Origin of the sequence: Nocardia sp. NPDC057353, assembly GCF_042667085.1 — a bacterium.
In the GTDB taxonomy this organism is placed as follows: domain Bacteria; phylum Actinomycetota; class Actinomycetes; order Mycobacteriales; family Mycobacteriaceae; genus Nocardia.
Genome location: NZ_JBHVAK010000018.1, coordinates 1 through 12,898, shown reverse-complemented (window position 1 = coordinate 12,898; position 12,898 = coordinate 1). Strand labels below are relative to the sequence as shown.

At 68.9% G+C, this 12,898-nt stretch carries 16 protein-coding genes; 8 read left to right on the top strand and 8 right to left on the bottom strand.

Features of this window, described 5'->3' with window-relative positions:
- Window positions 1-129 precede the first annotated feature (129 nt).
- The 3 genes from ACFUUZ_RS11830 to ACFUUZ_RS11820 all read left to right on the top strand — a co-directional run bounded on the left by ACFUUZ_RS11830 (window position 130) and on the right by ACFUUZ_RS11820 (window position 2,064).
- Window positions 130-642, top strand: coding sequence for a MarR family winged helix-turn-helix transcriptional regulator (locus ACFUUZ_RS11830; protein ID WP_378695172.1), 513 nt, complete (start codon window positions 130-132; stop codon window positions 640-642).
- A gap of 124 nt (window positions 643-766) precedes the next feature.
- Entirely contained in the window at window positions 767-1,315 is a 549-nt protein-coding gene (locus tag ACFUUZ_RS11825) for a hypothetical protein (protein WP_378695170.1), read from the top strand.
- The gene (locus ACFUUZ_RS11820) at window positions 1,312-2,064 is read left to right on the top strand and encodes a hypothetical protein (protein WP_378695168.1); all 753 of its coding nucleotides are present in this window, start codon (window positions 1,312-1,314) and stop codon (window positions 2,062-2,064) included. Before ACFUUZ_RS11825 ends, ACFUUZ_RS11820 begins: the two co-directional genes overlap by 4 nt.
- A gap of 82 nt (window positions 2,065-2,146) precedes the next feature.
- Here ACFUUZ_RS11820 and ACFUUZ_RS11815 read toward each other — a convergent pair whose 3' ends face one another.
- The 6 genes from ACFUUZ_RS11815 to ACFUUZ_RS11790 form a co-directional block, all read right to left on the bottom strand.
- On the bottom strand, window positions 2,147-2,620 hold the full coding sequence (locus tag ACFUUZ_RS11815) for a MarR family winged helix-turn-helix transcriptional regulator (protein WP_378695166.1): 474 nt from the start codon (window positions 2,618-2,620) through the stop codon (window positions 2,147-2,149).
- A gap of 12 nt (window positions 2,621-2,632) precedes the next feature.
- A complete protein-coding gene (locus ACFUUZ_RS11810) occupies window positions 2,633-3,412 on the bottom strand; it encodes a dioxygenase (RefSeq protein ID WP_378695336.1) in 780 nt (259 codons plus the stop codon).
- Window positions 3,413-3,662: 250 nt separating this feature from the next.
- Entirely contained in the window at window positions 3,663-4,025 is a 363-nt protein-coding gene (locus ACFUUZ_RS11805) for a hypothetical protein (RefSeq protein ID WP_357025549.1), read from the bottom strand.
- A gap of 22 nt (window positions 4,026-4,047) precedes the next feature.
- A complete protein-coding gene (locus tag ACFUUZ_RS11800; RefSeq protein WP_378695164.1) occupies window positions 4,048-4,524 on the bottom strand; it encodes a roadblock/LC7 domain-containing protein in 477 nt (158 codons plus the stop codon).
- Window positions 4,521-5,363, bottom strand: a complete 843-nt coding sequence (locus ACFUUZ_RS11795) for a hypothetical protein (protein ID WP_378695162.1) — start codon at window positions 5,361-5,363, stop codon at window positions 4,521-4,523. Before ACFUUZ_RS11795 ends, ACFUUZ_RS11800 begins: the two co-directional genes overlap by 4 nt.
- Complete coding sequence (locus tag ACFUUZ_RS11790) at window positions 5,360-5,740, bottom strand: hypothetical protein (protein ID WP_378695160.1); 381 nt, start codon at window positions 5,738-5,740, stop codon at window positions 5,360-5,362. Before ACFUUZ_RS11790 ends, ACFUUZ_RS11795 begins: the two co-directional genes overlap by 4 nt.
- Before the next feature lie 424 nt (window positions 5,741-6,164).
- Here ACFUUZ_RS11790 and ACFUUZ_RS11785 point away from each other — a divergent pair, with 424 nt between their 5' ends.
- Window positions 6,165-6,587 carry a DUF4259 domain-containing protein gene (locus tag ACFUUZ_RS11785; protein ID WP_378695158.1) on the top strand — a complete coding sequence of 141 codons (423 nt, stop codon included), beginning with the start codon at window positions 6,165-6,167 and terminating at the stop codon, window positions 6,585-6,587.
- A gap of 4 nt (window positions 6,588-6,591) precedes the next feature.
- Here the strand turns inward: ACFUUZ_RS11785 and ACFUUZ_RS11780 are convergent, their stop codons facing one another.
- Entirely contained in the window at window positions 6,592-7,230 is a 639-nt protein-coding gene (locus ACFUUZ_RS11780; protein ID WP_378695156.1) for an LppP/LprE family lipoprotein, read from the bottom strand.
- A 459-nt stretch (window positions 7,231-7,689) separates the two neighbouring features.
- On the opposite strand from ACFUUZ_RS11780, the gene ACFUUZ_RS11775 reads away from it, so the two are divergent.
- The 4 genes from ACFUUZ_RS11775 (at window position 7,690) to ACFUUZ_RS11760 (ending at window position 11,519) form a co-directional block, all read left to right on the top strand.
- Window positions 7,690-8,118 carry an iron chaperone gene (locus tag ACFUUZ_RS11775; protein WP_378695154.1) on the top strand — a complete coding sequence of 143 codons (429 nt, stop codon included), beginning with the start codon at window positions 7,690-7,692 and terminating at the stop codon, window positions 8,116-8,118.
- A 54-nt stretch (window positions 8,119-8,172) separates the two neighbouring features.
- Window positions 8,173-9,153, top strand: coding sequence for a type IV toxin-antitoxin system AbiEi family antitoxin (locus ACFUUZ_RS11770; RefSeq protein WP_378695152.1), 981 nt, complete (start codon window positions 8,173-8,175; stop codon window positions 9,151-9,153).
- Window positions 9,146-9,964, top strand: coding sequence for a hypothetical protein (locus tag ACFUUZ_RS11765; RefSeq protein ID WP_378695150.1), 819 nt, complete (start codon window positions 9,146-9,148; stop codon window positions 9,962-9,964). The genes ACFUUZ_RS11770 and ACFUUZ_RS11765 overlap by 8 nt, the downstream gene beginning before the upstream one ends.
- A gap of 121 nt (window positions 9,965-10,085) precedes the next feature.
- Window positions 10,086-11,519, top strand: coding sequence for a recombinase family protein (locus ACFUUZ_RS11760; RefSeq protein ID WP_378695148.1), 1,434 nt, complete (start codon window positions 10,086-10,088; stop codon window positions 11,517-11,519).
- 151 nt (window positions 11,520-11,670) lie between these two features.
- On the opposite strand, the gene ACFUUZ_RS11755 is transcribed toward ACFUUZ_RS11760, so the two are convergent.
- Window positions 11,671-12,216, bottom strand: a complete 546-nt coding sequence (locus ACFUUZ_RS11755) for a hypothetical protein (RefSeq protein WP_378695146.1) — start codon at window positions 12,214-12,216, stop codon at window positions 11,671-11,673.
- Window positions 12,217-12,898 lie beyond the last annotated feature (682 nt).

The following is a 12,898-nucleotide window of genomic DNA, read 5'->3' as shown; positions in this document are numbered from 1 at the left end:
CGGCAGGCGCCGCTCGTCGCTCGCGGACTCGGTGCCCGGTTCGGCGGTGATACTCACATGTGCACGGTACACACCATGTGCATCGTGCACAATTTGCCGCTGGCGGGTGCCGCGGGACATAGTGGTCGAATGTCCGATTCCGGTGCAGGCGAGTACGAGTTCGATGCGCTCGGAAGGCTCGCGTTCGAGCTCACCCTGCTCTCCAGGCACTACACCGGGGCGACGCCGCGGCGCGCCGGGCACCAGCTCGAGCGCTCCGCCTTTCTCATCCTGACCCGGCTGGAGCTGGAGCACGCGCTCAGCCTGCGCGAGCTCGCCGAGGCGTTCCGGCTCGACATTTCCACGCTGAACCGCCAGGTGGCCGCGATGTCGCGGCAGCAGCTCGTGGTGCGGGTGCCGGACCCGGACGGCGGGGTGGCGCGCAAGGTGCAGGCCAGCGCCAAGGGGCTGGCGCTGCTCGCCGCCGACCGCGCGCTCGGGCGGGAGGGGCTGCGCTCGGTGGTCTCCGAGTGGTCCGAACCGGACCTGGCCCAGCTGGGCGCGCTGATCTCCCGGTTCAACCGGGACATCGAGGCGCGCGAGGAGAATCCGTGGCCGCGCCCCGCTGCCGAATCGATCGCCGAAGCGGGGCCGCGACCGTAAATTCTCCGCCGCCCGGCGAAAACTCGCCGCCCGCATCGGATCCGCCGCGGACACCACCGTTTCGGATCGCGCGAGCGAGGCATTCCCGTTTGCGACACATCGGGTTCGGCGAAGGAGGAATCGGGTGTCTGCTGGAGTGTTGGCCATCGTGGTGCTCGTGGTGATCATCGCGGCGGTCGGGATCGCCCTACTCGTGCGCCCCACGCTGCGGAGCAACAAGCTGAAGCGCAGATTCGGCCCGGAGTACGACCGCGTGGTGACCGCGGCCCCGGACAAGCGCAGCGGTGAGCACGAACTACTCGACCGCGAGCGCAAGCACGCGGAACTCGAACTGCGCCCGCTGGATCCGGCGCGCACCGCGCGGTACTCGGAGCGCTGGAACGGCGTGCAGGAACAGTTCGTCGACGACCCCGCCGCCGCGGTGCGCGAGGCGGACCGCCTGGTCACCGAGGTGATGGCCGAACGCGGCTACCCCACCGGCGATTACGAGGAGCAGGCCGCGCACCTCTCGGTGCGGCACACCGCGGTGCTCGAGCACTACCGGAAGGGCCACGAGATCGCGGGCCGCGACGCCTCCACCGAGGACCAGCGCACCGCCATCGTGCACTTCCGCGAAATCTTCCGCGACCTGCTCGACGATGGCCACTACAGCACCAAGGACGTGAACGCATGAGCACCGACCAGAACAGCACCCGCGACCGCTCCAGGGACCAGGTCCGGATCAGCGGCGGGCCGGGTGCGCCCGGCGAGAACACCGCGGTCACCGAGCCTTCGGCGCAGCGGGTGGACGATCTCGGCACCGAGGCGCGGCACGCGCCGACCGATCCGGGGACCGACGGGACGCACACCGCGACCGAGCCGCACGCAGGCGGAACGCACTCGTCGACCGGCTCCGCGCACGATCCGGCCGACGACACCGCAGACCGAGCGCACGACAAGTCGCACACCGTGGCGACGGAGGACGCGGCGACCGCGGACGGCCTCTCCGGCAAACCGACGATCACCGCGGGCCCTACGGACTCCGGTACCGCGGCGACGACCCACGACACCACGCAGGCCCACGACGCGGAGCCGCACTCGGCCACCGTCTCCCGGGAACCCGCCGTCCCCGCCACCACCGCGACCACCCCCGAGTCCGCCGACACCGACCGGCCGCTCTTCGACCGCGACCTGCTCGACGTCCTCGAGACCCGCTGGAAGGAGGTTCAGGGCTCCTTCGTCGACAACCCGCACGACGCCGTCACCAGGGCGGACCTGCTCGTCGCCGAGACACTGGAGCAGATCACCGCGCGCTGGACCGAACACCAGCAGCAGCTGCAGGGCCGCTGGTCCCGCGGCACCGACAGCGACACCGAGAACCTGCGCCAGGCGCTGCGCGACTACCGCACCTTCTTCCAGAAGCTGCTCACGCTCGGCAACTGACCCCGCACGGAAGAACCGGCCCGCGAATCGAATTCGCGGGCCGGTTCGCGTTCGCCGGGGTTCGGTCGCGGACGGAGTGCGTTCAGCGCCCGGCCGCTCCGGCGCCGTCGAGCCCGTCGAGCAACGCGGTACCCAGGTCGCGGAGGTGGTCCACCTGTTCCGGGGTGAGCCGGTCGAAGATCAGCCTGCGCACCTCGGCGACGTGCCGCGGCGCGACCTCGCGCAGCACGTCGAGCCCGGTGGCGGTGAGGGTGGCGTACTGGATGCGCCGGTCCGACGGCGACGGCCTGCGCTCCACCCAGCCGCGCTCCTCCATGACCGAGATGGCGTGGCTGAGCCGGGACGGGCTGGTCGCGGTGTAGCGGGCCAGCTCGCCCATCGGCATGGTGCGCTCGGGCGCGTCGGAGAGCGAGGCGAGCATCGAGTAGTAGCTGTGCCCGATCCCGACCTCGTCGCGGAGCTGCCGGTCCAGCGCCTGCGGGAGCAGGTGGATGAGCTTGATCAGCGGCATCCAGGCCGCCATCTCGCGGTCGTCCAGCCAGCGGGGGTCGGTCACGGGCACCTCGTCTCAGGCGGTCTGGACCGACCTCTTGGCCAGGCCCATGGCGAAGCCGTCGATCACGGTGGTGGCCGCGGCGGCCGGGTCGGTCGCGGCGCCGAGCGTGACGAACAGCGGTGTGAAGTGTTCCACCGTCGGGTGCGCGTAGGCCAGTGCGGGCGCCCGGCGCCGGTAGTCGGTGAGCTCGGCCAGGTCACCGGCGGCGAGCGCGGTCGCCGCCCACTCGTCGAACTCCCGCGACCAGCCGGGCACCCGCTCCGGGTGCGCCCAGTCCACGTAGGGCAGGCCGTGCGTCATGTAGCCGGAGCCGATGACGAGCACGCCGTCGGCGCGCAGCGCGCGCAGCCGCTCGCCGAGCGCGAGCAGCCCGGCCGGGTCCGCGGTGGGCAGGCTGAGCTGCAGCACCGGGATGTCCGCCTCCGGGTACATGACCTTGAGCGGGATCCAGGCGCCGTGGTCCAGCCCGCGGCCGCGGTGCTCGAAGACGTGCGTGCTGTCCGGCAGCACCGCCCGCAGCCGTTCGGCGAGCGCGCCGGGGTCCGGGGTGTCGTACCGCATCCGGTAGTAGAGCGGGTGGAAGCCGCCGAAGTCGTAGACCAGCTCGGTCGGGGCCGTGCTGGTGATGCCGACGGCGTCCGACTCCCAGTGCGCGCTGACGATCAGGATCGCCCGCGGCTTCGGCAGGGCGCGGGCCCAGCCGTGCAGCTGCCGCATCCACGGGGTGTCCTCGAGCAGCGGTGGTGCGCCGTGGCTGAGGTAGAGCGCGGGCAGCGGATCGTCGCCAGGCATCCACGCGCGGTGCGGTTCGGTGTGGCCCGCGGCGTAGCGCAGGTGTCCGGCGAACGGGTGCGCGGCGGGAACGAGCGCGTCGGCCGCCGCGGTGCGCGACGCCGACGGATCGAGCAGGCGGGACGTGGTCACGGGTCACCTCGGGCGTCGGTATTTCAAAGTTCAAATATACCGACTGCAGCGCCACGGGGTGCCGATTCATTCCCGCGATGCCCGGCCCAAACGGCCGGGCTCCGCGAGCGGCGAGGTGCTAGACCTCGAGGTCCTCCTCGATTCCGCGCAGCCGGTGCCGCGCCAGCGCCAGGTTGGCCCGGTTGCGGTCGAGCGCGAGGTAGAGGAAGAGCCCCTTGGACTTGCGCCCGGTCATCGGGCGGATGATGTGGTACTGCCCCTGCAGGGTGATGAGGATGTCCTCGATGTCCTCGTTCAGCCCGAGCTGCTCCATGGTGCGCATCTTGGCCCGCACCACCTCGGTGTTCCCCGCGGCGGCGACCTGCAGATCGAGCGCCTTGGAGCTGCCGAGCATGCCGAGCGCCATGCCGCTGTTGTAGTCGACCACCGCGGCGCCGACAGCGCCGTCGATGACCATCATGTCCTTCAGGGCGAGATCCATGGTGGTGGACACAGGTTTCCTTTCACTGGGTTTTCGTTGCCCGGTCTTTTCCGGGATCGTTGGTGATCGCCGTCAGGTGGTCGGCGATGGCGCGGGCGACGGGGCGGCTCTCCAGGTGCAGCCGCCCGACGTTCACCTCGGGGCCCGCGAGCACGGTCAGCGAGGTCCAGCCTGCCGCGTAGATGACCACGTGGCCGCCGGTGCCGTTCACCACGACCTCGTGGAACCCGCCGCCGTGCGCGGTGGTCGCGAGCCGGTGCGAGAGCGAGAGGTGGGAGGCGGCGAGCGCCGCCATCCTGGAGGGTTCGATGTGCGGGGGCAGGTCGTGCGCGACGAGCAGGCCGTCGCTGGAGGCGACCAGCGAGCCGGTCAGCCGCGGCACCCGCTCGCGCAGCGCCTTGAGCTCCGCCAGCACCACGGCGTCGGGTTCGGGTCCGGACATCGACACCTTGCTCTTCCTTCCCATCAGGTCGCCGAGCAGTTTCTTCCCCGGGGTCACCACTGAAGCTCCTCCAGCGCCGCCTTCAGCCGGACCAGCACCTCGGCGTCGACCGGCTCCAGCCGGTCGTACGGGGCCAGCGGCTCGACCGGCTGGGCGACGCGGCGGGGCAGCGCGGTGACCGGCAGCGCCGGGGGCGCCGGGAGCGGCGCCGGAGTCATCGTCAGCGCGGCCACCGGGAGCGTCGGGGTCTCGGTGACGAGCGGCTCCGGCAGCACCACCGGGTGCTCGATCAGCTCGGCGGCGGTCAACTCGCGCACGGCCTCCAGCACCCCGTAGGCGGTGCGCCCGAGCGACCGCGCGATCGAGGCGATGGTGCGGTGGCCGTCGGCGATGGCGAGCACCTCGGTCTGGCCGCCGGTCAGCACGACGCGCCTGCGCCGGACCCGGCGCACCGGAACGACGGCGGCACGGTCGACCAGCCCGGCGGGCCACGGCCCCGAGCGCGGGTCGCCGCGGCGCGCGCACTCGCGCATGAGCGCCTGCGGCGGCACGTGGCAGACCGGGGCCAGCCAGTGCGCGGGCGCCGGGTGGAATTCGCTGCGCTCGGCGGTGGCGAGCAGGAAGTAGGCGGCGTCGAAGACCGACAGCAACGCCAGGGTTTCCAACCGGGGTCGCCCCAGCACCGGCGTCGGATCGCCCGCGCCCGCGCGGCGCCAGTCCTCCTCGGTGGCGACCCCCGCCTCCACGACCAACCGGTCCAACCCGGTGGTCCAGCGGCACTCCGCGGAGACGATCGCGCCCTCGGCCAGGTGGAACTCCCCGTCGCTCGCGCGCAGGACGCCGGTGCTCCCCGCTTTTTCCAGCCGCCGCAGTTCGACTTCCAGATCAGTGCTCATGCCGGATCGCCGGCCATTTCGGTGAGAATATTCTTCAGTCGGAATCGCGCCATTGCCAGGTTCCCGTTTTCCTCGTCGAAGAGGACGTGAACGAAAAGTCGTCCGTCGAAATCGCCGTTCACGAGATTCAGCAGGTGATATCCGCTGGTGCCGTAGACGATGATCTCGCTGACGTCGTCGCCGTCGGTCGCGAGCGCCGAGCAACCGAGCACCGCGCGCACCACGTCCGTGGTCCCCGCGGCGTCCTCGTGCTCGTCGACGAGGTCATGTCTACCTGCGGCTGCGATCGCCAAGCCACTGGCCCCGTCCACCAGTGTCACGCTGCGCGCACCAGGAATCTCCATGATGCGCTGCAGGCAGCCATCGATCCCGATCACCGATCCCCCGGCCTGTTCCTTGCGTAGGTTACGAATTCCAGACGCTACACACCGGCGAGAGTGATCGCACGTCGAACGGCAGATAATCCCGGGCAACCGCCGGATCCGAAAAATATACCTTTCGGTATTCAGACTCCACGGTATTAGAAACCTTTCGGTATCAAATTCCCGGCAGCATTAGAGACCTTTCGGTTTTGGCGATGGAAGCACTTCCGATATTGGACCGAGATAGGGACCAAGGACCCTTGCCCTCGAACGCGACCGCCGCCCGGGGCCGCTCCGTTCGGGGTTCGCCGGGGGTTCCACTGGACGACCGCCCCGTATGTTTCATCGGCAACCGCCCCGCTACGACCCCGCGATCGACGGGCACACCCTGTCGGCCCGGTGCCCTACGGTGATTCGCGACACCACGAGAGAGGGACCGATGGGCGCCTGGGATTACGGACCGTTCGACAACGACCACGCCGCCGACTGGTGCGCGCGGCTGCACCACGCCGAGCCCGGCGCCCGCCAGGCCGTGCTCCGCGGCGCGCTCACCGAAGCGGCGGACACCACCGGCTACCTGGACAACGACGAGGCGGGCGCCGCCGTCGCCGCGGCCGCTGTCGTCGCCTCCACCCTGCCCGGCGGCACCCCCGTCACCTCCGCCTACGGCCCGACCTTCCTGACCGAGGGCGGCTCGCTCGACATCGGCGACGGCACACCGGAACTCGCCGTCCGCGCGCTGGAGCGGGTGCTCGGCGCGGACTCCGAATGGGTCGAGCTGTGGGCCGAAGGCGGCGGCGACACGGCGCAGCACCCGGCGTTCGTGAGCGTGCACGAACTGCTGGCGGTGCTGCGCCGCTGAGCCGCTACCGGCAGAGCTCCTCCGGTGCGCCGTACTCCGCGCACCGGAGCGCGCTGCCGAGGTCGACCGGGCGCCACCCGTCCGCGCTGAACCGGAACAGCACCCGGGCCGGTTGCGTCGCGTTGCTGCGCGCCGATGCCCAGCCGTTCGCGCACTTCGCGTCGTCCAGATCGATCGGCTTCGCCAGGCGGTTCTCGACCTCCGTGCCCTGGAGCGCGGTCACCAGGGTGGGGATGTCCACCGGGCAGCCGGTGGCGGGCTGGAACGGGTCGGTGACCTCGCTCGGCACCGGGCGATCCGGGGTCACCGTCTTTCCGTTCAGGGTGAAGGTGACGGTGACCGGGCCGCCCTGCGGGCAGCAGAACGGTTCGTCGCCGACGAGCCAGCGGTACTGGACCTGGACGGCGGCGTCGGTCGAGCCGGTGACCGAGGCGTAGGAGGTCTCCCGCTGGGTCGCGGTGCCCAGGTAGCCGGCGTGGTCGAAGAACAGGATGTGCGACGGGGAGCTCGCCGAGCCGCCCGCCGTCACCCGCGCCCACAGGAGTCGCGGGCACTGGTCCAGCGGGTTGTCACTGGCGCCGTCGGCGAGGAACGGAGCCTCGTTCGCGGAGCGGCCGAGGGTGGCGACGGCCGCGGTGACCACCGGTGATGTTGGGTCGAGGCACCTTCCGCTGCCCGCTGTCGCGGGTTGCACGGGTGTACCCGGGCCGCTTCCTCCCGGCTGCTGCGTCCCACCAGGTTGCTGCGTGCCACCCGGCTGCGTACCACCTGGCTGCGTGGCACCCGGCTGTTGCGTGGCGCCCGGCTGCTGGGTCCCGCTCGACACCTGCGTCACGGTCGTTCCCGGCGGCGCCGCCGTCCCGGTATCACCCTGACACCCGGCCACCGCCGCGACCACCCCGACCGCCATGACCGCCGCCCCGAAGATCTTCCTCATTGCCTCCCCTTTCGGAATCCCGACACCAGCGAAATCGGAAACTTCCGACCGGCATTACGCCCCCAGTTCCGGGGCTTGCCGTAAACGATCAGTTTTCGAGAAGCCCCCCGCCCCTGCCGCCCCCTACCGTTGACCACACCGGATCACCGCAGGCAGGAGCCCCTCATGACCGACAAAACCAAGAGCTACGACGGCTTCACCGCCGAGGAGCGCGACGCCATGAAGCAGCGCGCGGGCGAACTCAAGTCCCGCAAGCGCGGCAAGGACACCGAACCGGAGGTCCTCGCCAAGATCGCCGAGATGCCCGACGCCGACCGCGTCATCGCCGAGCGCATCCACGCTCTCGTCAAAGCCAATGCCCCCGCACTGGTGCCCAAGCTCTGGTACGGCATGCCCGCCTACGCCCTGGACGGCAAGGTGCTCTGCTTCTTCCAGGCGGCGGACAAGTTCAAGGCGCGGTACGCGACGTTCGGGTTCGAGGGGATCGCGACGTTGGACGAGGGGTCGATGTGGGCGACGTCGTTCGCCATCACCGAGTTGTCGGCGGCGGATGAGGAGCGGTTGGGAAAGTTGATCGCCAAGGCCGTTGGGTGAGTACAACCAGCTCAGGCGTTCAATATTCGGTTATGTTCAGTTAAACTGAACATCATGCAGGACCGAACACAGCGCGCCGAGGTCGAACTCGCCGTGTCCCGGGCGCTGTCCCAGCTCCCGATCGAGTTCGAGCTGCGCGGCCTGAGCACGGACGGCCTCGTTCGGGTCGCGATCGACCGTTCCGGCGCGTCAGCCGAGTATCGGGTCGCTTGGCTCCCCCACCCGACCCTGTCGGAGGTCTCGAAGCTCGAGCGCCGCGCCGACGAAGCGCCGCTGCTCGTCACCGGTCCCCGGATCAGCGTTCGCACCGCCGACAGGCTGCGCGGAGCTGGTATCGACTACGCCGATCTCGCGGGAAACGCGCACCTCGCGCGCGGCCCTCTGCTGATCGATATTCAGGGGCGGCGACCGTCCACCGAGCGCAACCAGCGCGTCCCCGGAGAGGCGAACCTCTTCAGCGCGAGAAGAATGCAAGTCATCTTCGCGCTCCTCGCGTGGCCCGATCTCGCCGGCGCGCCGGTCCGCATCCTTGCCGAAGTCGCCGGAGCTTCGATCGGACTCGCGCAGTCGACGATCGGCATCATGCGGAATTCCGGCTACCTGATCGGCAGGTCGCTGCACCGGCGCGACGAACTCCTCGACCTCTGGACCGGCGCCTACCGAACATCCCTCCTACCCAAGCTGCACCTCCACTCGTTCGCGGGAGATCCCACGCACCGGTCCCTACCGCCCGGCTACCTGATCAGCGGCGAATCGGCGGTCACGGCGATCCGAAATCCGCAGACGCTCACCCTCTACGTCGAGGACTTCGACTTCGCGGTGGGCGCCCGCAGCGGGTGGCGGCGATCGAAAGAGCCGAATATCGATATCCGCCGGAAGTTCTGGATCACGCCGCCCGGCTGGGAGCAGCCTGATCTCTCTGAATTCGCGGGCATCGCAGCACCACCCCTTCTGGTCTACGCCGACCTCCTGGCTACCCAGGAGCCGCGCCAAGCCGAAGTCGCCGAAACCCTCAGGAAGGCGCGTCGTGTTTGACCTGGAAGTAATCGGACCGGACTCGCTGGAGCTGATCGACCGCGTCATCGCCGAAATGGTGTCGCTGACCGACGCCGACGAGCGATCGCTCATGCTCATCGGCGCCCACTGCCGCGACCTGCTGCATCAGGCGTTCGGCCGCAAGGATGCCGTGCGCTCCACCGAAGACGTCGATGTGGCATTGGCGGTGAGCAGTCCCGCGGACTACGACCGCATCACCTCGAGACTCACGCGCTCCGGGACGACCGACGTCCGGTACTCCGTTGCCGGAATTCCCGTCGACGTGGTGCCGTTCGGCAGCATCGAGAATCCGGCGGGTACCACCCACCTGCCTGGCCGACGAGAGCCGATCGACGTCTTCGGATTCCGAGAAGTTTTCGCCCGTTCAGAGGAACTGCGACTGCCGAGCGGAAGCAGGATAGCGCTGCCAACGCCCGCGGGTTACGCCGTGCTGAAGCTGAAGGCATGGGCTGATCGCTCCGCGAACTTCGACTACAAGGACGCGGGCGACATCGCCACCCTGAGCAGCTGGTACCAGCAGGATTCCGACATCGAGAAGCTGCTCTACAGCAGCCGAATCGACCTCCTCGAAAAGGCCGAGCTCGACTCCGACGTAGCTGCCCTCTATCTCCTCTCGGAGCAGATGACCGAACTCCTCGGCGCCGAGCGGACAGTCGAGCTCGCCGCAGCCTGGGCTTCCACCGATACCGAAGTCCTGATTCACCACTTCGCGAGAGCACGCTCCACCGCCATGCCGGACAGCGATTCGGCGCGATCGCAAGTGAGTGCGCTGACAAACTTCACTCGGTAGCGCGCGACCGGGCAGACAGCTCCAAGTGCAGGGCGAGGCACCCAACGCGCCGCGCTCGCTCCCGTGGCGCGGTCTATACGTTGAAGCGGAATTCGACTACATCCCGCAGTAGAATCACCTCATGGCTACGACTCCCGTTCGGGCGGCGATCTACCTGCGGATCAGCCTCGATCAGACCGGCGAAGGACTCGCCGTCGAACGTCAGCTCGAGGACTGCGAGGAGATCGCGAAGGCCCGCGGATGGCCCGTGGTCGAAAGGTACGCCGACAGCATCTCCGCCTTCAACAGGGCGAAGCAGCGGCCGGACTACGACCGCATGGTCGCCGACTACCAGGCGGGCCGGTTCAACGCGCTGATCACATGGGACCTCGACCGGCTCACCCGCCAGCCACGCCAGCTGGAGGACTGGATCGACGCTGCCGAGTCCCAGGGCCTCCGCCTGGTCACCGCCAACGGCGAGGCCGACCTGCAGACCGACGGCGGGCGGATGTACGCCCGGATCAAGGCCGCGGTCGCCCGCGCCGAGATGGAGCGGAAGGGCGCCCGGCAGAGTCGCGCGCAGAAGCAGCGCGCCGCGAAAGGCCGGCCACCGCGCGGCGTTCGCGCCACCGGCTACACCTTGGACGGTGAGCTCGTCCCCGGCGAGGCTGAGGCTGTTCGAGCGGTGTACCAGTCGTTCGCGAACGGGTCATCGCTCAAGGCGATCGCCGCGGCGCTGTCGGGCGCCGAGCCCACCGTGCGCAAGGTCGGCGACCGAACCGCCGTCCAGGACCTTCCGAAATCGGTACCGCCGTTGCCGACCCGGAGCGGCCGGCCATGGAACCCGACATCGGTGCTCTCGATTCTTCGCAACCCGCGATACGCGGGATGGAGCATGCTCGAAGGCAAGATCGTTCGGGACGAGACCGGCGCACCGGTTCGAGGTCAATGGGAGCCTATTGTCGCGGACGGCATTTGGCTCGACGTGCAGCGCCGCCTGGACGACCCCCGGCGGAAGAGCAACCGCGCTGGCACCGAGCGGAAGCACCTCGGGTCCGGGCTGTATCGCTGCGGAATCTGCGGTGCACCGGTACGCGCGCACGGGGCGCGTTACCGGTGCGCCGGACACATCATGCGCGTCCGAGACCGGATTGACGAAGTCGTGCTGCAGTTCGTGCAGCACAGACTCGCGCAGCCCGATCTCGCGAACCTGCTCTCGCAGCAGGACGATGGCCGCGTCGAAAACCTGGTGCGCGCGGAGAACCTCGAACGGGACCGGATCAAACGAGCCCGCGCCGACTACAAGGCAGAGCTGATCGACGGCGAGTTCTTCGCAGAGATCAGAAGGGAAGCTGAGGCGGCAATCTCGGCCATGGAGGCCGAGCGGATCGGACTCGCAGCTGGGACAGCCGCATCAGAAATTCTGCTTGCCCATTCGCCCGTTGAGGCCTTCGGCCGCGCCGACTTGGCCGCTCGGCGCGCAGTTGTCGATTTACTGTGCGAGGTCCACCTCAACCCAGCACCCCGCGGCCGAAAGGCATTCGATCCGAGTTCTGTTCGCCTCATGCCTCGATAAATTGGCTGGACGAGACCGCCGCTGCAGACCCCGACACCGGGTTTGGATAAGTTAGAAACCGTCCACAATCAATCGAAAACGCATTCGATTTATGGCAACGATAGTCGACCGAGCCGATCAAGCTAGGCCGATACCCAGCGAAAGGCCGACTCTAGGGACAGTATGTGGCCGGGTTGCCGAACAGGCGGTCCAGCTGTTGGACATCAATGAGGGGAACAACGGACCAGATCAGGGTTTCCAAGGACTGGCACACTGCTGTGCGTTGCTTTTCCGCATCTCCCTCCAGCCCCGCGATCTGTCCGCAAGTGAAGCGGACGGCGGCGGAGAGCGGATCCATAATGAAATCTGCCGGATTGATAATTGGCCCGGATCCCAGCGAGTCGGCCAGTGCTTCACAAGATTCAGTAATCGGCGGTCGGCGATTCCCCGTAGGGGCGTCGTAGAAGGTCTTCTGCTCCGGCGCTGGCGGCAGAAGCATCGACTCGATCGAAGGCCCGGCAGGGCAGCCCTGTTGCTCCATGTTCATCCGGATAGCGTGAACCGAGGCGAGAATTTGCGGAGCGACCTCAGGGTAGACCGCTGGGTCCACCTGGCTCAGATTTTCCAGCTGACCTCTGATCGTCGATTCGAGGATGGCGCAGGCTTCCAGGTCGGGTTGTGCCGTCGCTGTACCGCCAGCGACGCCGATCAAGCCCACAGCCATTATTGCGCTCACACCGAGAGAAACCGCGCGACCTCGCATCAACGTATCCTCACCTAGTCGAAAATCTGCCACATGATTCGTACACGACAACCAGTCATGCGCGCAGTCGATCAAAGGGGGGACACAAAAGACGTTCCCCTGATGTGTTCGATAGCGGCCTCACGGTCGGCGACGACGTACTCAAGCCCATCTCCGCACACCTGCTCAGCGAGACGGCAGGACCAGCCAGTCGCAGCGCCATTGCTGCGCCCTCGCCGACGAACACACCCGCCTGGCCCGACCCGAACGGGCCGCACCCAGGCCACCGCCGCCACCGGAACCGGCCCCCGCACCCACGACGCGGCGCCGGCCGAACCGCCGCTCGTGCGCACCGCGCCGCCAGCTGCAGCACCGGCAGCCGTGCGCGGCCGCAGCCGGGACCCGCCGAAGCACGGGGACGCAAGCTCGCTCGCGACGCCGCCTGGGCAGCCGCAGCCGCCCGGACCGAGGAACGGCTGCGCGAACTCCGTCCGCACCGCACTGGGAATGAAGTAACCACCCGATCGCCCGCCGCATAACCACTTAGTAGCTGTGCTAGACCTGCCGACCGGGAGTTGAGCGCCCCCGGCTCTCTGAGAGGTCTGCCCCTGCGGCGAGCAGCCGGGGCCCGGGGCAGGCGCCCCGATGCAGCCGCCAG